This is a genomic window from Variovorax sp. J31P179 (genome assembly GCF_030316985.1).
In the GTDB taxonomy this organism is placed as follows: domain Bacteria; phylum Pseudomonadota; class Gammaproteobacteria; order Burkholderiales; family Burkholderiaceae_C; genus Variovorax; species Variovorax ginsengisoli_B.
Genome location: NZ_JASZYL010000014.1, coordinates 18,223 through 43,367, shown reverse-complemented (window position 1 = coordinate 43,367; position 25,145 = coordinate 18,223). Strand labels below are relative to the sequence as shown.

14 protein-coding genes are annotated in these 25,145 nt (G+C 69.9%); 10 read left to right on the top strand and 4 right to left on the bottom strand.

The features are described from left to right. Positions 1–31 precede the first annotated feature (31 nt). Both QTI17_RS27980 and QTI17_RS27975 read left to right on the top strand, forming a co-directional pair. Positions 32–250 (top strand): hypothetical protein, encoded by a 219-nt coding sequence (locus tag QTI17_RS27980; RefSeq protein ID WP_286536932.1) that lies wholly within the window; start codon positions 32–34, stop codon positions 248–250. Continuing rightward, positions 247–8,415 carry a GH36-type glycosyl hydrolase domain-containing protein gene (locus QTI17_RS27975; protein WP_286536931.1) on the top strand — a complete coding sequence of 2,723 codons (8,169 nt, stop codon included), beginning with the start codon at positions 247–249 and terminating at the stop codon, positions 8,413–8,415. The genes QTI17_RS27980 and QTI17_RS27975 overlap by 4 nt, the downstream gene beginning before the upstream one ends. A 12-nt stretch (positions 8,416–8,427) precedes the next feature. On the opposite strand, the gene QTI17_RS27970 is transcribed toward QTI17_RS27975, so the two are convergent. The 3 genes from QTI17_RS27970 to QTI17_RS27960 are packed head-to-tail and all read right to left on the bottom strand — an operon-like array spanning position 8,428 to position 11,452. Next, a complete protein-coding gene (locus QTI17_RS27970) occupies positions 8,428–9,606 on the bottom strand; it encodes an AI-2E family transporter (protein ID WP_478140294.1) in 1,179 nt (392 codons plus the stop codon). Next, positions 9,603–10,358 (bottom strand): LytR/AlgR family response regulator transcription factor, encoded by a 756-nt coding sequence (locus QTI17_RS27965; protein WP_286536930.1) that lies wholly within the window; start codon positions 10,356–10,358, stop codon positions 9,603–9,605. Before QTI17_RS27965 ends, QTI17_RS27970 begins: the two co-directional genes overlap by 4 nt. Further along, a complete protein-coding gene (locus QTI17_RS27960; protein WP_503011120.1) occupies positions 10,355–11,452 on the bottom strand; it encodes a sensor histidine kinase in 1,098 nt (365 codons plus the stop codon). Before QTI17_RS27960 ends, QTI17_RS27965 begins: the two co-directional genes overlap by 4 nt. Before the next feature lie 49 nt (positions 11,453–11,501). On the opposite strand from QTI17_RS27960, the gene argH reads away from it, so the two are divergent. The 5 genes from argH (at position 11,502) to QTI17_RS27935 (ending at position 17,149) form a co-directional block, all read left to right on the top strand. Beyond that, positions 11,502–12,899 carry an argininosuccinate lyase gene (gene argH, locus QTI17_RS27955; RefSeq protein ID WP_286536928.1) on the top strand — a complete coding sequence of 466 codons (1,398 nt, stop codon included), beginning with the start codon at positions 11,502–11,504 and terminating at the stop codon, positions 12,897–12,899. A 174-nt stretch (positions 12,900–13,073) separates the two neighbouring features. After that, a complete protein-coding gene (locus QTI17_RS27950; RefSeq protein WP_286536927.1) occupies positions 13,074–13,916 on the top strand; it encodes a glycosyltransferase family 2 protein in 843 nt (280 codons plus the stop codon). Between the two features lie 22 nt (positions 13,917–13,938). Next, positions 13,939–14,910 (top strand): UDP-glucuronic acid decarboxylase family protein, encoded by a 972-nt coding sequence (locus QTI17_RS27945; RefSeq protein ID WP_286536926.1) that lies wholly within the window; start codon positions 13,939–13,941, stop codon positions 14,908–14,910. A gap of 4 nt (positions 14,911–14,914) precedes the next feature. Further along, a complete protein-coding gene (locus QTI17_RS27940) occupies positions 14,915–16,288 on the top strand; it encodes a UDP-glucose dehydrogenase family protein (protein ID WP_286536925.1) in 1,374 nt (457 codons plus the stop codon). Positions 16,289–16,375: 87 nt separating this feature from the next. Continuing rightward, a complete protein-coding gene (locus QTI17_RS27935; protein WP_503011119.1) occupies positions 16,376–17,149 on the top strand; it encodes an SGNH/GDSL hydrolase family protein in 774 nt (257 codons plus the stop codon). On the opposite strand, the gene opgC is transcribed toward QTI17_RS27935, so the two are convergent. Continuing rightward, positions 17,126–18,271: an OpgC domain-containing protein gene (gene opgC / locus QTI17_RS27930; RefSeq protein WP_286536923.1), complete on the bottom strand. Its 1,146-nt coding sequence runs from the start codon at positions 18,269–18,271 to the stop codon at positions 17,126–17,128. The genes QTI17_RS27935 and opgC overlap by 24 nt on opposite strands. Before the next feature lie 126 nt (positions 18,272–18,397). Between opgC and QTI17_RS27925 the strand changes: the two genes are divergently transcribed. The 3 genes from QTI17_RS27925 to QTI17_RS27915 all read left to right on the top strand — a co-directional run bounded on the left by QTI17_RS27925 (position 18,398) and on the right by QTI17_RS27915 (position 25,141). After that, positions 18,398–24,370 (top strand): alpha-2-macroglobulin family protein, encoded by a 5,973-nt coding sequence (locus tag QTI17_RS27925; RefSeq protein WP_503011118.1) that lies wholly within the window; start codon positions 18,398–18,400, stop codon positions 24,368–24,370. Between the two features lie 75 nt (positions 24,371–24,445). Next, complete coding sequence (locus QTI17_RS27920; RefSeq protein WP_286536921.1) at positions 24,446–24,721, top strand: DUF2277 domain-containing protein; 276 nt, start codon at positions 24,446–24,448, stop codon at positions 24,719–24,721. A 15-nt stretch (positions 24,722–24,736) separates the two neighbouring features. After that, positions 24,737–25,141: a PaaI family thioesterase gene (locus QTI17_RS27915; protein ID WP_286536920.1), complete on the top strand. Its 405-nt coding sequence runs from the start codon at positions 24,737–24,739 to the stop codon at positions 25,139–25,141. Positions 25,142–25,145 lie beyond the last annotated feature (4 nt).

Here is a 25,145-nt window from a genome sequence, read left to right as displayed (position 1 = left end):
GCTTCAGGGTCGTTCACAGGAAAACTCCGCCATGTCATCCCCGCAATCGCTTGTCCGTTCCCCGATCGACTTCGTCAGCGGCGACTTCGACGCGCTGGCTTCGCACATGCGGCATTGCGCACGGGCCCAGGGACGATGGTTCGCGGTCCGCAGCCATCTGCAGCAGGTGCGATCCGTCGTCGCTGGCCGCATCGTGACCATGGCCTGCGTGGCCGGCGTGCTCGCCATCGGACTGTTCGCGTTCGCTTGAGTGCCGCGGCGGTCGTCGACCGGCTCGACACCCTCAGTCAGTACGCGCGCGCCCTCCTGCTCGGGCCGCACGAGCCGGTCGAAGCGCCGATCCGCGCCGAGCTGTTCGGCGCCCAGCGTTTCGCACAGCACGGCCACAGCCTGGCACGGGCGCAGGTGGTGCAGTCCGCGGATGCGCGCGGCGACGGCCACCCCTTCTTTCCGCGGGTCGACAAGAACCTCGACTCGCTGCGCAGCGCCTACGACTACATCGCGCTGATCTCGCGCAGCGGGCGCTATGTGTCGCCAGCGGCCGAATGGCTGCTCGACAACTTCCACCTGGTCGAGGCGCAGCTGCAGCAGATCCGCGAAGGCGTGCCGCGCCGCTACTACGCGCGCCTGCCGAAGCTCGCGGTGCCGCCGCTGGCCGGGCTGCCGCGTGTCTACGGTATCGCCTGGGCCTACGTGGCGCACACCGACAGCGTCCTCAACAAGACGCTGTTCACGGCTTTCCTGGATGCCTACCAGGACATCGACGAGCTCACGCTCGGCGAACTGTGGGCGCTGCCGACCACGCTGCGCGTGGTGCTGCTCGAGAACCTGCGCCGGGTCGCCGAAAGCATCGCCGAGAACAAGGTCGCGCGCGAAGTGGCGCACGCGGCCTGGGACGCGGCCGATTCGCTGTCGTCGCACGAACTCGACGTGCTGTATCGCGCACTGCAGAGCCGCGGCATGCAGGACAGCTACCTGACCCAGCTCTGGCAACGGCTGCCGGTCGAACAGGGCGAGCATCCGCCCGCGCTCGTCAAGTGGTGCGAGCAGCACTGCCCGAACGGCCCGGCGCTGATCGCCGACGCCCAATCCGCGCAGGCGGCGGCCAACCTCACGGTCGGCAACATCATCACGACGCTGCGCATGATCGGCCAGGTCGACTGGGCCGACCTGATCGAGCCCGTGAGCCGCTCGCTGCGGGTGCTGCGCGAGCTGCCGAGCTTCGGCAGCGAGAGCGAAATCACGCGCCAGCAGATCACGCAGGCGATGGAACAGGTGGCGCGAAGCACCAGGCAAACGGAGCGCGAGGTGGCGCAGGCCGTGGTCGGACTGGCGCTGCAGGCCGCCGCCGATGCCGACGTCCCCGAAGTCGCGCAGCCGGCCCGCGGGTCGAGCGCCGAACGGACGGCCGGCTACTACCTGTTCGGTGAAGGCCGCCCGGAACTGGTCGCCGCGCTCGCACCGGCACGCAGCGATGACAAGGCCGCGGCGGTGCGGCACCGCCGCCAGCCCCGCAACTGGCGCCTGGCGCTCTACCTGGCGGCCATCGCCACCGGCACCTCGCTGCTGCTGGCCGCCGCGGTCCACGGTCTGAATCGCAACGGCTGGCCCGACGCCGCCTGGACCGCGGTGGTGGCGCTGGTGCTGCTCGCCTGGCCGCTGTCCGAAGCGGTGATCGCGCTGGTGCACCGCATCGTCGCGGAATCGACCCGGGTCCGGGCCCTGCCAAGGCTCGAATTCGCCGACGGCATTCCACCGGCGCACCGCGTGCTGGTCGTGGTGCCTTCGATGCTGAGCTCGATCGAGGCGAACGCGCAGCTGGCCCGGCGGCTCGAGCTGCACTGGCTCGCCAACCGCGAAGACCAGGCCCAGTTCGCGCTGCTCACCGACTGGGCCGATGCCGACCAGGCGTCGATGCCCGGCGATTCGCTGCTGCTGGACGACGCCCTGCGCCGGATCGGCGCGCTCAACGACACCTATCCCGGCGCCGGCGCGCGCTTCCTGCTGCTGCACCGGCCGCGCACCTGGTCCGAGACCGAGCAGCGGTGGATGGGCTGGGAGCGCAAGCGCGGCAAGCTCGAGATGCTGCTGCGCCTGCTGGCCACCGGCGACGCCAGCGGCTTCGTGGCGGAAGCCGGCGGCGCCGGGCTCGCCGACCGCATTCCCTACGTGATGACGCTCGACAGCGACACCGGCCTGCCCCCCGGTACGCTGCGCGAGCTGGTGGCGGTGGCGGCGCACCCGCTGAACGCGCCGCAGACCGACCCCGCCGGCCGGCGCGTCACGGCCGGCTTCGGCATCTTTCAGCCGCGCATCGTCACACCGTTCCCGGAGCGCGAGGAGCGCTCCCCGTTTCACTGGATGTTCGCCGGCCAGTGCGGCCTCGACCCCTACAGCAACAGCGCCTCCGACATCTACCAGGACGTCTTCGGCACCGGTTCCTTCACCGGCAAGGGGCTGCTCGACGTCCAGGCGGTGCACGCCACGCTCGACCGCCGGCTGCCCGACGGCGCGGTGCTGAGCCACGACCTGCTCGAAGGCACGGTGGCGCGCTGCGCCGTGGTGAGCGACCTGGTGCTGGTCGAGGACCATCCGCATCACGCCGGCGTGGCCGCCTCGCGCGTGCATCGCTGGACCCGCGGCGACTGGCAGCTGCTGCCGCTGATGCTGCGCCCGTGGCGCTTCGGCATCGACGCACTCGGGCTCTGGAAGATGAGCGACAACCTGCGGCGCGCCCTGGTGGTGCCGGCCTCGGCGGCGCTGCTCGCCTGGGTCCTCTTCACGGACGCACTGCCACTGTCGTGGGCGTTCGCCGCCGTCGCATCGGCCCTGGTGCTCGGCCCGCTGCTCGGGGCGCTGGCGGGACTGGTGCCGACCCGACGCTCGATCGAGCTGCCGCATTTCTTCGATGTCGGCGGCACCGAACTGCTGCGCGCGATGGCCGGCGCGTGCTGGCAGTTCGTGCAACTGGCGGCGCAGGCACGCCTGCTTCTGGACGCCAGCGCGCGGGCCGCATGGAGGCTGCTGGCCAGCCGGCGGCATCTGCTCGAATGGACCACTGCCGCGCAGGCCCAGGCGCAGGCGCGCTACGCGTTGATCGATTTCGTGCGCGGCTCGGCGCTCAGCAGCGCAGCCTGCATCGCGCTCGCGCTGGCATCGCTCCGGAGCCCGCACCCCTGGCTCGGCGCCTCGCTCTTCGCGCTGTGGGCGCTGGCCCCGCTGGCGGCCTGGTGGAGCAGCCGCACACCGACCGGGTCCGCGAGCACCCTCGAACCCGAGCACCAGCGCTATCTCGAGACACTGGCACGCGACTGCTGGCGTTTCTTCGAGCATGTCGTCGGCCCCGAAGACAATCACCTGCCGCCCGACAACCTGCAGCTCGAGCCCGAGCCGACCGTCGCGCACCGCACCTCGCCGACCAACATCGGCATGTACCTGCTGGCCTGCTGCTGCGCCCGGGAGTTCGGCTGGATCGGCACCCCGGCGCTGGCCGGGCGGCTGGCCGCCACGCTCGACGCCATCGACCGGCTCGACAAGCACCAGGGCCATCTCTACAACTGGTATGACACCCGGAACCTGCAGAAGCTGCCGCCGGCCTATGTGTCCAGTGTCGACAGCGGCAACCTCGCCGGCCACCTGATCGCCGTGGCACAGGCCTGCCGCGGCTTCGCCGCCGAAGGCAGCGACGCATCCGAGGCCGCAGCGCTCGAGGCGCTCGCCGTGCGCTGCGAGACCCTCTGCGCCGGGATGGATTTCAGCGGCCTCTACGACACCAAGCGCCACCTGTTCCACATCGGGCTGCGGGTCGACGACAACCTGCTCGATGCCAGCTACTACGACCTGCTGGCCTCCGAGGCGCGCCTGCTGAGCTTCCTCGCGATCGCCAAGGGCGACGTGCCGCGGCGCCACTGGATGGCGCTCGGGCGGCCGTTCCTGTCGGTCGGCGTGCTGCCGGGGCTCAAGTCCTGGTCGGGTTCGATGTTCGAGTACCTGATGCCCACGCTGGTGATGGCCGAGCCCGAGGGCGGGCTGCTCGAGGTCGCGATGCGCGCCGCGATCGGCGAGCAGCAGGTCTTCGGCAACGCCCAGGGCCTGCCCTGGGGCGTCTCCGAATCCGCCTACTTCGCGCAGGACCATTCGCTCGCCTACCAGTACTCGCCCTTCGGCGTGCCGCGGCTCGCACTGCGCCGCACGCCGCCGGCCGACCGCGTGGTGGCGCCCTATGCCAGCGCCATGGCGGCGGCGATCGCGCCGGTCGACGCGGTCGCCAACCTGCGCCGGCTCGAATCGCTCGGGGCGCGCGGGGAGTTCGGCTTCTACGACGCGGTCGACTTCACGGTCTCGCGCCAGACCGATGGCCAGGCCTTCACCGTGGTGCGCAACGTGATGGCGCATCACCAGGGCATGTCGCTGGTGGCCTTGTGCAACGCGGTGCGCGGCGGCGCGGCGCGGCGCTGGTTCGGCAGCGCGCCGCTGGTGCAGGCGCACGCCTCCCTGCTGCATGAGCGCACGCCGCGCCAGATCATCGGCAGCGCCGATCCGCGCACGCCGCCCGAGCCGGCCACCGGCGAGGCGGCGCCGGTGTTCCAGCCGCGCACGGTCGATCCGATGGGCGCCGGCTTCCAGCCGACCCATCTGCTGTCGAACGGCCGCTACACGGTGGCGCTGCGCGCCAACGGCGCTGGCGTCAGCCGCTGGCGTTCGTTCAACGTCAGCCGCTGGCGCGACGATCCGCTGCGCGACGGCTACGGCAGCTTCTTCTATGTGCGCGACACACAGACCCACGCGCTGGCCTCGCTGACCGCGCTCCCGGCGCCGGGCCCCGGCTGGCGCTACGGCGCGCGCTTCCTGGCCGACCAGGTGCAGTTCGAAGCCAGCGGCCCGGGCCTGCAGGCGCGAACCACGGTGCTGATCAGCCCCGAGGACGACACCGAGCTGCGCACCGTCGAACTGCACAACACGGGCAGCGAGGCCCGCATCCTCGAACTGATCTCGTACTTCGAGCCGGTGCTGTCGAACCCGAAGGCCGACGAGGCCCATCCGGCCTTCGCCAACCTGTTCGTCGAGAGCCGCTGGGAGCCGGGCTGGCGCGCGCTGCTGATGGCACGCAAGCCGCGCCTGCACGGCGACCCGGTGGTGGCCGCCGCGCACTTCGTCGCCGCGGTCGATGCGCAGGTGCTGGCGGTGGACTGCATGACCGACCGCCGCGCCTTCATCGGACGCAACCGCACCTTGGCCGAGCCCGCGCTCGACGCCCAGCCGCTGGCCGCCGACGGCACGCCGGTCAACGGGCTCGACCCGATCGCCTGCCTGCGGGTCACGCTGTCGGTCGCGCCGGGCGCCAGCGCGCGCCTGACCTTCGCGACCGCGGCCGGCGACAGCATCGAGACGCTGATGCCCTGCATCGACCGCTACCTGCAACCGATGCACGTGGAGCGCGCGACCCGGATGGCCGCCACCTTGGCGCAGGTGCGGCTGCGCGACCTCAGCATCGACCCGGCGAAGAATCTCGCGCTGCAGGACCTCACGACCATCCTGACCTACACCACGCCGCGCACCATGCGCGATCGCGGCCTGATCGACCTGCGCCAGATCTGGCGCTTCGGCATCTCGGGCGACAAGCCGATCGTGCTCGTGACGATCCATTCGACGGCCGGCGTGGGCCTGGTCGACACCTTGCTGCGGGCCCAGCCCTGGTGGGGCTTCGGCGGCGTCGCCTGCGACCTGGTGGTGATCAACGGCGAGCCACACTCCTACCTGATGCCGCTGCAGCGCGACATCGAGGCACTGCGCAGCCGGGTCGCGCAGCAGACTCAGAACAGCTTCCCGCGCAATGATGCGGCCGGCTTTTACCTGCTGCGCGATGCCGAACTGACGCCGGCCGAGAAGGCCGCGCTGTCGAGCCTGGCGCGGGCTGTCTTCACGGCCGACGGACGGACGCTGGAGTCCCAGGTGGCGGCGCTGCGCGAATCGGCGGGCCCGCCGTCCGAAGGCGCGGCGGCGAGGCCGCCGCTGGCGATCGCCCGGCTTCCCGCGATGGCGCACCTGGCCGACGCGGCGAGCGCGCCGCAAGGCGCCTTCGATGCGCAGAGCGGGGAATTCCGCTTCGAGGTCGACGTCAATCGCCGCACCGCGCGGCCGTGGGTCAATGTCATCGCCAACCCGAGCTTCGGCTTCCAGGTCTCCGAAGCCGGCACCGGCTACACCTGGGCCACCAACAGCCGCCTGCACCAGGTCACGCCCTGGTCCAACGATCCGGTCCAGGACCCGGCCTTCGAGCACTACCTGCTGCAGGACCTCGACAGCCGCGAACTGCTGCCGCTGACGCCGGCCGGCCGGGGCGGCGCCGCGGCCAGGCATCGCGTGCGGCACGGCCAGGGCTACACGGTGTTCGAATGCCTGCACCGCAACGTGGTGCTCGAGACCACCTTCTTCGCCGATCGCGAGGAGCGCATCAAGCTGGTCCAGGTGAAGGTGCGCAACGAAGGCGTCGGCGCGCGCCGGCTGCGCGCCGTCGCGATGGTCGAGTGGCAGCTCGGCGCGGCCCGCGGCGAACGGCGCACGGTCCACACCTGGAAGCCCGAAGACCTGCCCGCCGTGTTCGGTCAGCAGCGCGAATCGAGTGCCGGCTTCGGCGGCAGCAGTGGCTTTGTCGCCATCGCCGGCCTCGGCGGGGCCACCCAATGGACCAGCGACCGCAGCGAGTTCTTCGCCGGACGCGGCAGCATCGAGCTGCCCGACAGCCTGGCCGGGCGAGCCGGCAGCGGCCTCGATGCCTGCGCGGCGGTGGCCGGCGAGTTCAGCCTGGCGGCCGGCGCCAGCACCAGCTTCTGCTTCATGCTGGGACATGCCGACAGCGCCGAGGCCGCCGTCGACATGGCGCGGCGCTGGCAGCAGCGCGACATCGGCGAAGCGCTGGCGCAGGCACGCGGCTTCTGGGACGAACTGCTGGGCCGGCTGCAGGTGAGCACCCCCGACCCGTTGTTCGACGCCATGGTCAACCGCTGGCTGGTGTACCAGACGCTGTCCTGCCGCCTCTGGGCCAAGGCGGGCTTCTACCAGGCCGGCGGCGCCTTCGGCTTCCGCGACCAGCTGCAGGACGCGATGGCCTTCGCGCTGACCGACCCGCTGCGCCTGCGCGAGCAGATCCTCGTCAACGCGGCGCGGCAATTCCCCGAGGGCGACGTCCAGCACTGGTGGCACATGCCCGGCGGCGCCGGCGTGCGCACGCATTTCTCGGACGACCTGCTGTGGCTGCCCTTCGCCGCCGCCCACTACGTCGAAGTCAGTGCGGACCGCTCGCTGCTCGACGAGCGCGTGTCATTTCTCGACGGCCCGGTGATCCCCGAGGGTGCCGAGGACGCCTACTACCCGCCGCGCACCAGCGAGCAGAGCGCGAGCGTCTACGAGCACGGCGCCCGCGCGATCGACAAGAGCCTCGCGACCGGCCTGCACGGGCTGCCGCTGATGGGCACCGGCGACTGGAACGACGGCATGAACCGGGTCGGCCACGAAGGCCGCGGCGAGTCGGTCTGGCTGGCCTGGTTCCTGTGCAGCGTGGTCGAGCGTTTCGCCCCCTTCGCGCTGGCACGCGGCGAGGGCGAACGCGCGAAGCGCTGGCTGGCCGCCCGGCAGGGATGGATCGCCGCGCTGCACGCCGCCGGCTGGGATGGCGCCTGGTTTCGGCGCGCCTTCTTCGACAACGGCGCGCCGCTCGGCTCGTCGATCAACGACGAATGCGCGATCGACCTGATCGCGCAGGCCTGGTCGGTGCTCTCCGGTGCCTCGGACCAGACACACACGGGGGTGGCCCTGGCGTCCATGAAGTCGCACCTTCACGACGAACGCCTCGGCCTGATGCGGCTGCTGGATCCGCCGCTCGCGCGTTCGCCGAACAACCCGGGGTACATCCAGGCCTACCCGCCCGGCGTGCGCGAGAACGGCGGCCAGTACGCGCACGCCGCCGTGTGGGCGCTCATGGCGCAGGCCCTGAATGGCGACACCGAAGGCGCATGGGACACCTTCGAGGGACTGAGCCCCGCGCACCGCGCGCGCCATCCGGAGCGCGGCCCGCTCTACGAGATCGAGCCCTACGTGATGGCGGGCGACATCTACAGCGCCGCACCCTACGCAGGCCGGGGCGGCTGGAGCTGGTACACGGGCTCGGCCGCATGGCTGCACCGGGCGGCGGTAGAGACGCTGCTGGGCCTCTCGGTGCGCGGCGACCAGCTCGCACTGACGCCGCGCGTGCCGGCCCACTGGCCGGGTTTCGAGATCGCGCTGCGGTTGGCCGGCAAGCGATTCACGCTGCGGTTCGGGGAATCGGGAACGGCGCCGGCGACGCACCGGGCGGCGATCGGCGAATGGGTGATCTGGCGGATGTGGCCGCAGGACGCGATCGTGCAGATCGGCTGAGCGGCGCCCGGCTCAATCCCCCAGCAGTTCCCCGATCGGCTCCAGATCTTCGACGTGGTCGCAGACCGCCTTGACGACCATCATGATCGGGATGCCCAGCAGCAGGCCCCAGATGCCCCACAGCCAGCCCCAGAAGATCACGCCGACGAACACCGCCACCGGGTTCATGCGGCTGGTCTTGCTGGTGAGGAAAGGCACCAGCAGGTTGCCGATCAGCGTGTGAATGACCAGCGAGGTGCCGCCGACCAGCAGTGCCATCTCGATGCCGTTGAACTGCAGGAAGGCGACCAGTCCGGCGGTGGCCATCACGATCACCGAGCCGATGTAGGGAATCAGGTTGGTGACCGCGGCCACGATGCCCCAGACCGCCGCGTTCTCGAGGCCGATCGCCCAGAACGCGAGGCCGGTGGCGACGCCCACCATGGCGCTGGTGAGGATCTGCACCAGCAGGTAGCGCTCGATATGGCCCGTGATGTCGTCGAGCACGTGGACCGTGATCTTCTTTTTCTGCAGGCTGGGTCCCGTGATCTTGACCAGCTTGCGGCGGAAGGTGTCGCCGCTGCCGAGCGCGAAGAAGGTCAGGAAGGCCACCAGCGTGAGCTGGCCGGCGGCGCCGATCAGCCCGACCGTGCCGCTCCACAGGTAGTCGCGCACGTTGAAAGACGGCCGCTCGATCATCACCCGCGCCACGCCCTTGCGCGAAGCCACCTTGGCCGAGTTCTCCTCGGCCGCCTGCTCGAGCTGCGCCGCGGCCTTCTGGACGGTGTCGAGCGTGCTGGGATCGGCGCCGCGGGCGTCGGTGCGCATCGCGAGGCGCAGCTTCTGCGCCGCGAGGGGCAGCGAATCGACCAGCGCGCCGGCATTGCCGGCCAGCGTGTAGCCGGTCCAGCCGAAGGCACCGCCGAGGCCGAGCAGGATCACGGCCGCGCCGATCCAGCGCGAGACCTTCCAGCGTTCGAGCCGGTCGACCAGCGGTGCCAGTGCGTAGGTCAGCATGAGGCTCACCAGCAGCGGGATGAAGACCGCCGCCGCCCAGCGCAGCGCGAAGACGCTGGCCAGCACCGCCAGCACCACCAGCGAGGCGCTTCGGACGTCGACCGGCATGTGCAGCATCAGGCGGTCAGGCTCCTGGGCTTCGGCCGCCACGACGGGTTCGGGGGTAACGGGTTCGGGGGTAACGGGCTCGGTCACCGGGCGTCCCTCAGTGCTTCGCGCACGCTCGACAACTGGCGCCGCGACACCATCACAGGCTCGGGAATGCCGTCGAGCCGCAGCGCCCACCCTTCGGCGTCCTCCCCGTCGTCGTATTTCTCGAGGGTGCGGATGGCCGCGCGGGCCACCAGCGCGTTGCGATGGACCCGGACGAAGCGGGCCGGGTAGCGCTCCTCGAGCTCGGCCAGCGAACCGTCGAAGATGTGGCTGCGCGAGGCGGTCCGCACCGTCAGGTACTTGAGCTCCGACTTGAGATACAGGATCTCCGACAGCGGCACCCGCTCGGTGCGCCCGCGGTCCTGGATCAGCAGCACGTCCTGCGGCTCGGCGACCGGCGACCGCCGCTCCTTCAGGTAGCGCTCGGCCTTCTGCAGCGCCTGCTGCAGGCGCTCGGCGCGGACCGGCTTGGTCAGGTAGTCGACGGCTTCGAGCTCGAAGGCGGTGACCGCGTGGGCCGCATAGGCGGTCACGAACACCACCGCCGGCGCTGCCGGCCGGGCCCGGATCCGGCGCGCCAGCTCGAGCCCGTCGAGGCCCGGCATGTGGATGTCCAGCAGCACCAGGTCGAAACGGGCGCGGGCCAGCTGGTCGAGGGCGCCTTCGCCATGCGCCGCCTCGGCCACGACTTCGGCCGGCGGCGACTGGCAGTCGGCCAGAAGATTGCGCAGGCGCGAGCGCGCCAGCGATTCGTCGTCGACGATGAGGGTGCGAAGTGGGGGCGACATGCTCATGGTTCAGCAGGAATGGCGATGCGGACGCGATAGCTCTTGTCGTCCATGCCGGCGCTGAACTGCGCCTGCATGTCGTGCAGCAGGCGCAGCCGATCGCGCACGTTGTCCAGCGCGATGCCGTGGCCGCGCGGCAGCGGCGCATCGGCCCAGCGCAGCGGCGGCAGGCTGTTGATGACCTCGATCAGCACCATCGCGCCGCGGCGCTGGGTGCGGATGCGCAGCCGGGCACCCTCGGGGCTCGGCTCGACACCGTGCTTGACCGCGTTTTCGACCAGGGGCTGCAGCAGCAGGGGCGGCAGGCGGGCCCCAAGCGCGTCCGCATCGATGTCCCAGCGCACGCGCAGCCGGTCGCCGAAGCGCACCTGCTCGATCGCCAGGTAGCGTTCGGCCAGCGCGATCTCGTCGGCCAGGGTGACCGACTCGCCCGGGTCGGCCAAGGCCTGGCGGAACAACTCGCTCAGGTCTTCGAGCATGGCCTCGGCCTTGGCCGGTTCCTGCCGGACCAGGGCGATCGCGCTGTTCAAGGTGTTGAAAAGAAAGTGCGGGCGGATCCGCGACTGCAGTTCCGCCAGCCGCGCCGTGGTGGCCGCCGGCGTCTGGCCGCGGGCGCGAAGCGCCAGCGCCGCCATCATCAGCCCGGCCAGCAAGGCGCCGGCCAGCGCGCTGGCCAGCCATGGCGCGCTGCCGACCACGCCCGTCAGCCGCAGCAGGCCGCAGCCATACAGGGCGGCCAGCGCGCCGAGCAAGGCACCGGTCGCATACTGCCCCGGAACCGGCAGCCGGGCCAGCAGGCGCTTCAAGGCGCAGGTGGCGAGCAGCCAGGTCAGCGTGGCCGGCAAGGCGCCGCCGGTGACCGTCGCGGCCAGCAGCAGCCATTCGGACAAGGTCGAGACCGCGAACAGCGTGGTGACCGCCACCACCACCTCGACGAACAGCACCATGCGCAGTACAACCCCGGTCTGGCAGGCGTCGAACAGGGCCCTCGCGGGACGCGCGGGCCCCTTCGCCCTGGCGGTCGAAGGCGTGGCGGGGGGGGGGGGGGGGGGCGCGGCCGACGCCGAAGGGGTGGCCGATAAAATCGACGGGTTGCGCATCGCAGAAACAATGGGTGACAAACCCATTATTGCCTCCCGAACGGTTCCCATGACTCAAAACCAACTCGACAAGAAATCCGAAGCCTGGTCCGCCCTGTTCTCCGAACCGATGAGCGACCTGGTCAAACGCTACACCGCCAGCGTGTTCTTCGACAAGCGGCTGTGGCAGGCGGACATCGAGGGTTCTCTGGCGCATGCCGGCATGTTGGCAGCCCAGGGAATCATCGGCGTGCAGGACCTCGCCGCTATTCAAGGCGGGATGACGCAGATTCGCAACGAAATCGAATCCGGCGCCTTCGACTGGAAGCTCGACCTGGAAGACGTGCACCTCAACATCGAGGCCCGCCTGACCCAGCTGGTCGGCGATGCCGGCAAGCGGCTGCACACCGGCCGCAGCCGCAACGACCAGGTCGCCACCGACGTGCGGCTCTGGCTGCGCGGCGAGATCGACCTGATCGGCGGCCTGCTGGTCGACCTGCAGAAGTCGCTGCTGGCACTGGCCGCGAAGAACGTCGAGGTCATCCTGCCCGGATTCACCCATCTGCAGGTGGCCCAGCCGGTGAGCTTCGGCCACCACATGCTGGCCTATGTCGAGATGTTCGCGCGCGACGCCGAACGCATGGTCGACGTGCGCCGCCGCGTGAACCGGCTGCCGCTGGGCGCCGCCGCGCTGGCCGGGACCAGCTACCCGCTGGACCGCGAGGCGGTGGCCCGGGCGCTGGGCATGGACGGGGTCTGCCAGAACAGCCTGGACGCGGTGAGCGACCGAGACTTCGCGATCGAATTCACGGCCGCCGCTTCGCTCGCCATGGTCCACATCAGCCGGCTGAGCGAGGAACTGGTGCTGTGGATGAGCCAGTCCTTCGGCTTCATTGACATCGCCGACCGCTTCTGCACCGGCAGTTCGATCATGCCGCAGAAGAAAAACCCGGACGTGCCCGAGCTGGCGCGCGGCAAGACCGGCCGCGTGGTCGGCCACCTGATGGCGCTGATCACGCTCATGAAGGGCCAGCCGCTGGCCTACAACAAGGACAACCAGGAAGACAAGGAGCCGCTGTTCGACACCGTCGACACGCTGAAGGACACGCTGCGGATCTTTGCCGAGATGGTCGGCGGGATCACGGTCAAGCCCGAGGCGATGGAGAAGGCCGCGCTGCGCGGCTACGCCACCGCGACCGACCTGGCCGACTACCTGGTCAAGAAGGGCCTGCCCTTCCGCGACGCCCACGAAACCGTGGCGCACGCGGTCAAGGCGGCGATCTCGCACCAGGTCGATCTGTCGGAGCTGCCGTTGGCGGTGCTGCAGAGCTTCAACCCGACGATCGAGAAGGATGTCTACGACGTGCTGAGCCTGCGCGGCTCGCTGAACGCCCGCGACATCCTCGGCGGCACGGCGCCGGCGCAGGTGCGCCAGCAGATCGCCCGGCACCAGGCCCGGCTGGCCTGACACCCACCGTCGGCACAAACCGTGCAGTCCTGCGGCAATAGGCCGACGGACGGAGGGGGTCGACCGTCAGCTATGTTCCTAAATGTAAGAATGTAGTGCTAAAGTTTGGCATGCTTCGCGCTTACGAATTCGGGTGAACCCTGCCTTCGAAGCTGCTTCCAAGCGCCGAACCCCATGGAAAAACACCGCTGCGTCATCGTCATCCTGACCTTCAATTCCGCGTCGATCATTCGCGAGACCGTGGCGCAGGCCAGGAAAGCCAGCCCACACATCGTCGTGGTCGACTCGCATTCGTCGGACGGCACCCCCGCGATCCTCGAGGCGCTGGGCTGCACGGTCATGCAGCGCCCGTTCTCCAACTACAGCGACCAGCGCAACTGGGCCATCGCCCAGGTCGAGGGCAGCTGCGATTGGCAGCTTCACCTCGACGCCGACGAGGTGCTGGACGACCGCGCGGTGGCTGAAATCAGTGCCGTGCTGGCGGGCCAGCCCGCCTTCGATGCCTACATGCTGCGTCGCCGCGACTATTTCATGGGCAGGATGCTGCGCTTCAGCGGCGTCAATCCGTGGCACCTGCGGCTCTTCCGTTCGGGCCTGGGCCGCTGCGAATCGCGGCTCTACGACCAGCACTTCATCAGCAGCGCGAAGCCGGGCCGCCTCGACGGCTTCATGCACGACAAGAACTCGGCCCGCCTGGCCGACTGGATCGCCAGCCACAACCGATGGAGCGATGCCGAGGCCAGGGAAAAGCTCGGCCCCCGCGTCGCCGGAGACAATGTGCTCCAGCCGCGCCTGATGGGCGATGCCCGCGAACGCACCCGCTTCATCAAGGAGCTGTATTACAAGCTGCCGACCGGCATCCGCTCGCTCGGCTATTTCATCTACCGCTACATTTTCCGGCTCGGCTTCCTGGACGGCACCACAGGCTTCTACTTCGCCTTTTTCCAGGCGTTGTGGTTTCGCATGCTGGTCGACGCGAAGATGTACGAGCAACGCCATCAGCACCCAACGAACTGACCTCCCAGGGAGTGACTCTCGCATGCGCAAATACAACGCCTCCAAACGAATGCTGGTCACCGGCGGCGCCGGCTTTCTCGGCAGCCACCTGTGCGACCGCCTCATCGAGCAGGGCCACGACGTGCTGTGCGTCGACAACTTCTTCACCGGCACCAAGCGCAACGTCGAGCACCTGCTCGACCATCCGCGCTTCGAGCTGATGCGGCACGACGTCACTTTTCCGCTGTACGTCGAGGTCGACGAGATCTTCAATCTCGCCTGCCCGGCCTCGCCGATCCACTACCAGCACGATCCGGTGCAGACCACCAAGACCAGCGTGCACGGCGCCATCAACATGCTGGGTCTGGCCAAGCGCGTGCGGGCCAAGATCCTGCAGGCCTCGACCAGCGAGGTCTATGGCGACCCGGAAATCCATCCGCAGGTCGAGTCCTACTGGGGCCGAGTGAACCCGATCGGCCTGCGCAGCTGCTACGACGAAGGCAAGCGCTGCGCCGAGACGCTGTTCTTCGACTACCACCGCCAGCATCAGCTGCGCGTCAAGGTGGTGCGCATCTTCAACACCTACGGGCCGCGGATGCACCTGAACGACGGCCGCGTGGTGTCGAACTTCATCGTCCAGGCGCTGAAGGGCGAGGACATCACGATCTACGGCGACGGCCAGCAGACGCGCAGCTTCTGCTACGTCGACGACCTGCTCGAAGCGATGCTGCGCATGATGGCCACAGGCGACGAGGTGCCGGGCCCGATCAACATCGGCAACCCGGGCGAGTTCTCGATGCTCGAGCTGGCCAACAAGGTGATCGAGCTCACCGGCTCGAAGAGCAAGCTGGTCAGGCAGCCCCTGCCCGCCGACGATCCCAAGCAGCGCCGACCCGACATCTCGCTGGCGCAGCAGGCATTGGGCGGCTGGGAACCGCGCACGCAACTCGAAGAAGGCCTGAAAAAGACAATCGCCTACTTCGACCAGATTCTCTCGGAGCCCGAGTCGGCTTGAACGCATGAACATCACGATCATCGGCACGGGCTATGTCGGCCTGGTCACCGGCGCCTGCCTGGCGGACATCGGCAACAACGTCTTCTGCCTCGACGTCGACGCCAGCAAGATCGCTACCCTCAACGCCGGCGGCATCCCGATCTACGAACCCGGCCTCGAGGCCGTCGTGGAATCGAACGTCGCGGCCAGACGGCTGTCCTTCTCGACCGACATCGAGGCCTCGGTGGCCTTCGGCGACATCCAGTTCATCGGGGTCGGCACGCCGCCCGACGAGGACGGCAGCGCCGACCTCCAGTACGTGCTGGCCGCGGCGCGCAACATCGGCCGCTACATGAACGGCTTCAAGGTCGTGGTCGACAAGTCGACGGTGCCGGTGGGCACGGCCGACAAGGTCACGGCCGTGATCCAGGAGGAACTCGACCGGCGCGGCCGTTCCGACCTCCGGTTCTCGGTCGTCAGCAACCCCGAGTTCCTGAAGGAAGGCGCGGCGGTCGAGGACTTCATGCGGCCCGACCGGATCGTGATCGGCTACAGCGACGACGACAACGGCCGCGAGGCACTGGCCTGGATGCGCCGGCTCTATGCGCCCTTCAACCGCAACCACGAGCGCACCCGGGTGATGGACGTGCGCTCGGCCGAGTTCACCAAGTACGCGGCCAACGCGATGCTGGCCACCCGCATCAGCTTCATGAACGAGCTGGCGAACCTGGCCGACCAGGTCGGCGCCGACATCGAGGCGGTGCGCCAGGGCATCGGCTCCGACCCGCGCATCGGCTACAGCTTCCTGTACGCCGGCACCGGCTACGGCGGCAGCTGCTTTCCGAAGGACATCCAGGCGCTGACCCGGACCGCCCGCGACAACGGAAAGGCGCTGCGGGTGCTCGAAGCGGTCGAGGCGGTCAACGACGACCAGAAGAGCGTGCTGACCAACAAGGTGCTGGCGCGCTTCGGCACCGACCTCGCCGGGCGCACCTTCGCACTCTGGGGACTGGCCTTCAAGCCGAACACCGACGACATGCGCGAGGCGCCGAGCCGGGTCGTGCTCGACGTGCTGCTGCGCGCCGGGGCCCGGGTGGTGGCGCACGATCCGATCGCGATCGAGGAGACCCGGCGCGTGCTGAAGCTGGACTTCGCCGATGCGCCGGCGCTGCTCGACAACGTCCGCTTCGTTTCCGCCAAGGACCCGATGGAGGCCCTGGCCGGCGCCGATGCGCTGATCATCGTCACCGAATGGAAAGCCTACCGCAGCCCCAACCTCGAACGGCTCAAGGCGCTCATGAAGACGCCGGTCGTGTTCGACGGCCGCAACCTCTACGAGCCGGGCACCATGAAAGAGGCCGGCATCGTGTACCAGGGCATCGGCCGCAACAGCCAGTGAGCGGGACGCCCTGACGAGTCGTTACCATTTGCGCCCGCGTCGGCAGGAAGCTGCCAACGGTTTCCGGTCGAAGAACGTTGCTCCCTGATGGTGTCGATGAAAGCTGCTGCCCGCCTTGCCCTTGTCTCCCTCGCGTTCGCGGGCATGCTGGCGGCGCAGGCCGAGCCGCTGCCCGGCGGCGCGGCGCCGGCGCCTGCAGCCACCCCCTCGCCCGCCTACAGCGCCGCGCGCGCCCGCTGGCAGGGCGACCTCGCCGCCTTTGCCGCGGCCGACCGCGAACAGCTGCCCGAGCCGGGCGGCGTGGTCTTCGTCGGCAGTTCCACGATCCGCATGTGGTCGCGGCTGGCTCAGGACTTCAACCAGCAGCCGGTGGTCGTCAACCGGGGCTTCGGCGGCTCGACCATGGCCGACTGCAGCCTGTTCGCCTCCGAGCTCGTGGTGCGCTACCGGCCGCGGCTGGTCCTGGTCTATGCCGGCGACAACGACCTGGCCGAGGGCCGCACGCCGCTGCAGGTGCTCGAAAGCTTTGCCCAGTTCGCGAGCACCGTGCGCGCCGCCCTGCCCGACACCCGCATCGCCTACATCTCGGTCAAGCCCAGCCCCTCGCGCGAAAAGCTGCTGCCCGGCATCCGCGAAACCAACAACGTGATCGGCGCCTACCTGAAGCGGCTGCCCAACAGCGACTACATCGACGTCTTCACGCCGATGCTGGCCGCCGACGGCCGGCCCCGGCCGGAGCTGTTCCGCGGCGACCGGCTGCACCTCAACGACGAGGGCTACCGGCTCTGGCAGTCGGTGATCGCCTCGCACCTGCAGGAAACGACGCCGACCGGGACCTCAGTCGCCCAGGGCGCGCGATAGCGGCAGGGCCGGCGGCTTCTGCCGCCCGTCCCACCAGAGCGTGGCGCGGGCCACGCCGTAGAGCCAGCCGAACACCGTCGCCAGCAGGAGCACGTCGCCCCACCAGGGCCGCGCCGTCTGGCTGTCGCCATAGACCGCCAGCACCAGCAGCACCGCCACCAGGTGAGCGCAAAAGACCGGCAGCGACGCGCTGCCCAGGTCTTCGAGCCACTGCAGGCGGGGAATGCGCCGCATGAAGGCGGGCCCGAAGCGGACCGCCACGATGCCCAGCACCGCCAGGTTGACCAGCCGCAGCGGACCGAGCTGCCACTTGTCGAACAGCAGGTTCAGCTCGACATCGCCGCCGAAGGGCGCCTGGCCGTTGATGCCGTGGTGCCGCCACCAGAATCCGTAGAGCGCAGCCGCGCCGGCGAGCAACACCAGCCAGGGCGGAAAGCGCAGCGGCTGCGCGCCGGGCGCATTGCGGCCGGCCCCGATCCAGAGGCCGGCGAACCAGAGGAACTGCCAGGCGAAGGCGTTGAAGGCGCCCATCTCGTGAAAAGGCACGGCGAGGCCGGTGTGGCGCACGGTCAGGCCGTAGAGCCATTCGCTGAGCCCGAACTGCGCCAGCGCCCACAGGCTGGCGCTGGCCACCATCACGCCGGTCCAGCCATGGCGCAGCGCGAAGGCCAGCACCCAGGGGCTCAGCAGCATGAAGAAGATGTACATCGGAAGAATGTCGAGCAGCGCCGGCTCGTAGATCAGCAGCAGCGAGTACAGGAAGCCCTCGCGCGGATTGGCCAGATAGAACGACAAGAGATTCTTGACCGCCGGCTGGTCGATGCGCAGCCCCACGGCGGAGATGACCGTGAAGAGAAACAGCAGCGTCGCGGCCTGGCTCAGGTAGACCTTGAGCGCGCGGCGCCAGAAGGCCCGGCGCATCGATTCGACGCCCTGGGTGCGCGCGATGCGGCTGTAGACCAGTCCGGAGACGAACGCCGACAGCAGCACGAAGCCCTCGGCCGCCGAAACAAAGCCGAAGGGCTGTCCGAGCGGGTCGGTCAGCCGGGTCGGCAGGTGGGTGACGGTCATCAGCACGAGCATGAGCCCGCGCAATGCATCGATTTCCCAGTAGCGTTTCATCGGTCGGCGTGATCTGTGAGCGGTACGCGCGAGACCCGCACGACGAGCCCCGAATTGTAAGGAACGGGCCCCAGGCCGGGCGCCGCCCCGGGGCAAATGGGCTACGCTCGACGCGCTACGGACCGGATGGAGAAAAAAAACTTGAGCCGAACGACACCCGCCTTCCTGCTGGCTGCCAGCGCCTTCCTGGCCGCGGGAGCGGCCCACGCGCTGCAGATCACCAGCCTGACGCCGCAGGGCGAAGTCTCCAGGGTGCGCCAGGTGGTCGCCAAATTCGACCAGCCCGCGGTGCGCTTCGGCGACCCCAAGGCGCCGGCCCCGCTGGTCGTCGCCTGCGCCGACGCCGAGGCCGGCAAGGGCAGCGGCCGCTGGACCGGTGACCGGCAGTGGGTCTTCGACTTCGAGAACGACCTGCCGCCGGGCGTGCGCTGCACGGTCACGCGGGTCGCCGGTTTCCAGTCGGCCACCGGTGCCGCGCTGACCGGCCCCGAGAGCTGGCGCTTCAACAGCGGCGGCCCCTTCATCCGCAACTGGCAGCCCAGCTACGGCAAGATCGACGAGCAGCAGATCTTCATGCTCGAGCTCAACGGCCCCGCCACCCCCGAGAGCGTGCAGGAGAACGTCTGGTGCACCGCCAGCGGCATCGGCGAGCGCATTCCGGTCAGGCAGATCGACGGCGGGCAGCGCGCCGCCCTGCTCAAGGCGCTCGGGCGCGACCAGGACGCCGACAAGGCGCCGCAGCGCTTCCTGACCTTGCAGTGCAACCGCACGCTGCCGCCGGCCAGCCGGGTGCAGCTGGTCTACGGCAAGGGCGTCGCCACGCCCTCGGGCGTAGTCAACAACGTCGAGCGCCGCCTCAGCTTCGATGTGCGCGAACCCTTCGCGGTCTCGTTCAGCTGCGAGCGCGAGAACGCGCAGTCGGCCTGCCTGCCGCTCAAGCCGATGGTGCTGCGCTTCAATGCCCCCGTGGCGCGCAAGCTGGCCGCGGCCATCACGCTCGACGGCGCCGGCAAGACCTTCAAGCCGCAGTTCGACGACAACGCTGCCCGGGACGACGATGGCGTGGTCGAGTCGCTGAGCTTCGCCGGGCCCTTCGCCGAGCAGACGCCGTTCACGATCACCCTGCCGCCGAAGTTCGAGGATGCGTCGGGCCGTCCGCTGGCCTCTCCCGACAGCTTCCCGCTCAAGGTCGCGACCGGCCTGATGCCGCCGCTGGCCAAGTTCGCGGCCTCGCCCTTCGGCGTGGTCGAGCGGCTGGCCGAGCCCGGCGGCGTGGCGCTGATGCCGGTCACGGTGCGCCGGGTCGAGCCGGCCCTGCAGGTGCAGGCGCTGACCCTGGGCGCAGCGCCGGGCCAGGTCAGCGACCTGAATCCGAAGAGCGACGCCGACATCATTGCCTGGTTCCGCAAGGTGCGCCGCTACGACAACTACAACGTGTCGCGCAAGCTGGCCGCGCGCGACGTCAAGGGCGCGTTGCCGAAGGTGATCGACAAGGACGAGCGCGACAGCATCCAGACCCGCATGGTGTCGCTGCTCGGTGGCCAGGCCGGCGTGCGCACCTTGGACATGCCGAAGGCCGACAGCGGCGACCCGAGGCCTTTCGAGGTGGTCGGCATCCCGTTGACGCCCGGCTTCCATGTGCTCGAGATCGCCTCGCAGAAGCTCGGCGACGCGCTGCTCGACGAGCGCTACGGCAGCGGCCGCACGATGTTCGTGCGCACCTCCGCGCTCGCCACCAACCTGGCGGTGCATTTCAAGCTCGGCCGCGAGAACGCGGTGGCCTGGGTCACGACCCTGGACAAGGGCAGCGTGGTCGCCAACGCCGCGGTGCGGGTGTCGACCTGCGACGGCCGCGAAGTGGCCCGGGGCAGCACCGACGCCCGGGGACTGGTGACCCTGACCGGCATTTCGCCCGACGCGCCCTCCTGCGCCAGCGACGACGACTACGAGGCCGGCGCCTACTTCGTCAGCGCCCGCGCCAAGGATGCGCAAGGCGTCGAGGACCTGGCCTTCACCTGGAGCGACTGGCAGCGCGGCATCGAGCCCTGGCGCTTCAACGTGCCGACCAGCCTCCAGGCGCAGCCCGACCGGATCGCCCACACCGTGTTCGACCGCACGCTGCTGCGCGCCGGCGAGACGGTCTCGATGAAGCACCTGATCCGCACGCAGACCCAGAAGGGCTTCGGCCTGCCCGAGACGCTGCCCGACACGCTGGTCGTCACGCATGCCGGCAGCGGACAGCAGTTCACGCAGCCGCTCAAGTGGCGCAAGACCGCCACCGGCGGGCTCAGCAGCGAAAGCAGCTTCGCGGTCCCGCCGGCGGCCAAGCTCGGGATCTACCAGGTCGAGCTCCGAAGCGGCAAGGAAGGCAGCGCCAGCGCCGAGGAAGGCGGTCCGGGCAGCTATGCCAGCGGGCAGTTCCGGGTCGAGGAGTTCCGCCTGCCGGTGCTCGAGGGCCGGATCGGGCCGAGCGACAGCAAGCCGCTGGTGGCCATCGGCTCGCTGCCGGTCGACCTGCAGATCAACTACGTGGCCGGCGGTGGCGCGGCGGCGCTGCCGGTGCGCGTGTCGGCTCTGGTGCGCGGCAAGCAGCCCTCCTTCCCCGACTTCGACGCCTTCAGCTTCGCCCCTCCCAGCAAAGACAGCGACGAAGCCACCGCGCCTGCGGACGATCCGCGCGTGATCGCCGACAAGCTCCCCCTGACGCTGAACCGCGAAGGCGCCGGCAAGCTCACGATCGACAAGATCCCGGTCGCCAGGGCCAGCCCGCGCGAACTTCTGCTCGAAGCCAGCTACGCCGACCCCAACGGCGAGGTGCAGACACTGCGCAGCACCCACACGCTGTGGCCGGCCGCGGTCATCGCCGGCATCAAGACCGAAGGCTGGGTGTCGGCCAGCCAGAAGCTCAGGTTCCAGGCCCTGGCGCTCGACCTGGCGGGCAAGCCGCAGGAAGGCGTGACGCTCAACGTGCGCGCCATCGCCCGCATCACGACCACCAGCCGCAAGCGCATGGTGGGCGGCTTCTACACCTACGACAACAAGACCGAGGTCAAGGAGATCGGCACCATCTGCAGCGGCAAGAGCGATGCCCGCGGCCTGCTGCTGTGCGAGGTCGAGCTCAAGGAGCCGGGACAGGTCGAACTGATCGCGAGCGCCACCGACAAGGACGGCCGCGACAGCCGCGCCGCGAGCTCGGTCTACGTCACGCGGCAGGGCGAGCTCTGGTTCGGCGGCGAAGACCACGACCGCATCGACGTGCTGCCCGAGAAGAAGAGCTACCAGCCCGGCGAGGTCGCCAGGTTCCAGGTCCGCAGCCCGTTCCGCTTCGCCACCGCGCTGGTCTCGGTCGAGCGCGAAGGCGTGATCGAGACCCACGTGGTGCAGCTCAACGGCCAGGACCCGACCGTGACCCTGCAGGTCAAGCCCGAGTGGGGCCCCAACGTCTACGTCAGCGTGCTGGCGCTGCGCGGGCGGCTGCGCGAAGTGCCGTGGTACAGCTTCTTCACCTGGGGCTTCCGTTCGCCGCGCGAGTGGTGGACCGCCTTCTGGTACGAGGGCAAGGAATACGTGGCGCCGACCGCCCTGGTCGATCTCAGCAAGCCGGCCTACCGGCTCGGGCTGGGCGAGATCCGGGTCGGCACGCAGGCGCATCGCATCGACGTCAAGGTCGCGAGCGACAAGCCGGCCTACCCGGTGCGCGGCCAGGCGCAGGTCACGATCAGCGGCCGGCTGCCCGACGGCAAGCCCGCGGCCGGCGCCGAGGTGGCGGTGGCGGCGGTCGACGAGGCGCTGCTCGAACTGCTGCCCAACGACAGCTGGAACCTGCTCGAGGCCATGCTGCAGCGGCGCAGCTGGGGCGTCGGCACCTCGACCGCGCAGATGGAGATCGTCGGCCGCCGGCACTACGGCCGCAAGGCCGTGCCCGCGGGCGGCGGCGGCGGCAAGAGCCCGACGCGAGAACTGCTCGACACCCTGCTGCTCTGGAAGCCGGCGGTGGTGCTCGATGCCAACGGCCAGGCGACGCTGACGGTGCCGCTCAACGATGCGCTGACGACCTTCCGGGTCGTCGCGGTGGCCGACGCCGGCACCGGCCTCTTCGGCACCGGCCAGGCCTCGATCCGCGCCACTCAGGACCTGCAGATCATCAGCGGCCTGCCGCCACTGGTGCGCGAGGACGACCAGTTCCGGGCCCAGGTCACCTTGCGCAACACCACGGCCAACGCGATGAAGGTCGAGGCCACGCCGCGCGCGACCCTGCTCACGCTGGCGCCGCAGACGGTCGAGATCCCGGCTGGCGAAGCGCGCGAGCTGGCCTGGAGCGTGACCGCGCCGGCGCAGCTGGCACAGACGCGGGCCGAATCGATCCTGTGGGAAATCGAAGCCCGCGACACGCTCGGCGGGGCGCGCGATGCGCTCAAGGTCCGCCAGCGCATCCTGCCGGCGGTGCCGCTGACGGTGCAGCAGGCGACCCTGGTGCAGCTCGACGGTCCGTTCACGCTCGACGTCGGCCCGCCCGCGGACGCCCTGCCCGGTCGCGGCGGCCTGCGCATGTCGCTGCAGCCGCGCCTGGCCGAAGGCCTGACCGGCGTGCGCGACTGGTTCGCAGCCTACCCCTATGCCTGCCTGGAGCAGAAGGCCAGCAAGTCGATCGGCCTGCGCGACGGCAAGGGCTGGCAGGCGGTGGTGGCGCAGCTGCCGACCTACCTCGACGGCGACGGCCTGGCCAACTACTTCCCGCCGCGCGATGGCGAGGCGAACCGCGGCAGCGACATCCTGACCGCCTACCTGCTGGCATCGACCCACGAGGCGGCGGCGCTCGACCCGGCCTTCGCCCTGCCCGAATCGGCGAGTGCACCGATGGTCCAGGGCCTGATCGCCTTCGTCGAAGGCCGCATCCAGCGCGAGTTCTGGAGCCCGCGCAAGGACCTCGACGTGCGCAAGCTGGCCGCCCTCGAGGCCTTGTCGCGCTACGGCAAGGCCCAGGGCCGCATGACCGGCAGCATCACCATCGCCCCCAACCAGTGGCCGACCAGCGCGCTGATCGACTGGCTGCAGATCCTGCGGCGGGTGCCGGACGTTCCGCAGCGCCAGCAGCGCCTGGACGAAGCGAACAACGTGCTCAGGGCGCGCCTGAGCTTCCAGGGCACGCGCCTCGGGTTCAGCACCGAGCAGGACGACAACTGGTGGTGGCTGATGGCCAACGGCGACGTCAACACCGCGCGGCTGCTGCTGGCGGTGTTGGACGATCCGGCGTGGAAGGACGACATCGGCAAACTGGCGAACGGCTTCATCGGACGCCAGCAGAACGGCGCCTGGCGCACCACCACCGCCAACCTCTGGGGCGGCCTGGCGCTGGAGAAGTTCTCGAAGCGTTTCGAGAGCGCGCCGGTCACCGGCATCACCGCGGCCACCCTGGGCACGGCCAAGGCCCAGGTCGACTGGCGCAAGGTCGAGCCGGTCAAGGCGGGCGACCCCGGCGGCGCCCCGAACCAGGCGAGCGCCTTCGGCGCACCGGCGTCGCCCGGCATGCTGCGCAACAACACCATGTTCGTTCCATGGCCGGCCGCCGCCGGGCACGACACGCTGCTGGTCACGCAGAGCGGCAGCGGCAAGCCCTGGCTCACGCTGCAGTCGCTGGCCGCGGTGCCGCTGAAGGAAGCCTTCGCGGCCGGCTACGCGATCAAGAAGACCGTGACCCCGGTCGAGCAGGCCGTGGCGGGCGTCTTCACGCGGGGCGACGTGCTGCGCGTGAGCCTCGAGGTCAATGCCAGCGCCGACATGACCTGGGTCGCGATCACCGACCCGATCCCTGGCGGCGCCACCATCCTCGGCGGCGGCCTGGGCCGCGACTCGCAGATCGCCACCCAGGGCGAGAAGCGTTCCGGCAGCGGCTGGCCTGCCTTCGAGGAACGCAGCTTCGAGGCCTTCCGCAGCTATTACGAATACCTGCCCAAGGGGGTCGTGAAGATGGAATACACGCTCCGCCTCAACAACGTCGGCGACTTCGCGCTGCCGCCGAGCCGGGTCGAGGCCCTGTATGCGCCCGAGATGTTCGGCGAGATGCCGAATGCGCGGGTCAAGGTGGAGGCGGCGAAGTAGCGGGGTGGCGCGGGGTTGAGCTCGCGCTCGAACTTGCGCACACTGCGCGATCGAACCCTCTCGCATGGAGAAACGATGTGTAGAAGTATCAAGACCTTGTTCAACTTCGAGCCGCCCGCCACCGAAGAAGAAATGCGTGCGGCATCGCTGCAGTTCGTGCGCAAGCTCAGCGGCTTCGCCCGCCCTTCCAAGGCCAACGAGGCAGCCTTCGATCGCGCGGTCGAAGACGTCACGGCCGCGGCCCGGGCGCTGATCGAATCGCTGGTGACCACCGCCGATCCGCGCGACCGCGAGATCGAGGCCGCGCGCGCCCGCGCACGGACCGCCGTTCGCTTCGGTGCCCAAGACTGAGAACCGGACGCACCGATGCCCACCGTCGAACAAATACAGCAGATCCTCGAACCGCTGTTCCCCGGGCTGATGGGGGTTCGCCTCGTCACGCTCGAACCCGAACGCGTCGTTGCAGAGCTGACCGTGCGGGCCGACCTCTGCACCGCCGGCGGCATCCTGCACGGCGGCGCCTACATGGCGTTCGCCGACACCCTGGGCGCCGTCGGCACGATCATCAACCTGCCGCAGGGCAAGCGCACCACGACCACCGACTCCAGCACCAAGTTCATCGGCGGGGCGCGCGTCGACACCACCGTGGTCGGCGAATCGCTGGCGCTGCACCGGGGACGGACCACGATGGTGTGGCAGACCACGATCCGCTCGGCCGAAGGCAAGCTGTGCGCGGTGGTCACGCAGACGCAGCTGGTCCTGGATGCATAGCCCG

Bases quoted from the DNA above. Each gene is read 5' to 3' on its own strand.
- QTI17_RS27925 (WP_503011118.1), top strand. From the start codon at position 18,398: ATGGAGAAAAAAAACTTGAGCCGAACGACACCCGCCTTCCTGCTGGCT.
- QTI17_RS27915 (WP_286536920.1), top strand. From the start codon at position 24,737: ATGCCCACCGTCGAACAAATACAGCAGATCCTCGAACCGCTGTTCCCC.
- QTI17_RS27935 (WP_503011119.1), top strand. From the start codon at position 16,376: ATGGTGTCGATGAAAGCTGCTGCCCGCCTTGCCCTTGTCTCCCTCGCG.
- QTI17_RS27980 (WP_286536932.1), top strand. From the start codon at position 32: ATGTCATCCCCGCAATCGCTTGTCCGTTCCCCGATCGACTTCGTCAGC.
- argH (WP_286536928.1), top strand. From the start codon at position 11,502: ATGACTCAAAACCAACTCGACAAGAAATCCGAAGCCTGGTCCGCCCTG.
- QTI17_RS27960 (WP_503011120.1), bottom strand. From the start codon at position 11,452: ATGCGCAACCCGTCGATTTTATCGGCCACCCCTTCGGCGTCGGCCGCG.
- QTI17_RS27940 (WP_286536925.1), top strand. From the start codon at position 14,915: ATGAACATCACGATCATCGGCACGGGCTATGTCGGCCTGGTCACCGGC.
- opgC (WP_286536923.1), bottom strand. From the start codon at position 18,271: ATGAAACGCTACTGGGAAATCGATGCATTGCGCGGGCTCATGCTCGTG.
- QTI17_RS27920 (WP_286536921.1), top strand. From the start codon at position 24,446: ATGTGTAGAAGTATCAAGACCTTGTTCAACTTCGAGCCGCCCGCCACC.
- QTI17_RS27950 (WP_286536927.1), top strand. From the start codon at position 13,074: ATGGAAAAACACCGCTGCGTCATCGTCATCCTGACCTTCAATTCCGCG.
- QTI17_RS27965 (WP_286536930.1), bottom strand. From the start codon at position 10,358: ATGAGCATGTCGCCCCCACTTCGCACCCTCATCGTCGACGACGAATCG.
- QTI17_RS27945 (WP_286536926.1), top strand. From the start codon at position 13,939: ATGCGCAAATACAACGCCTCCAAACGAATGCTGGTCACCGGCGGCGCC.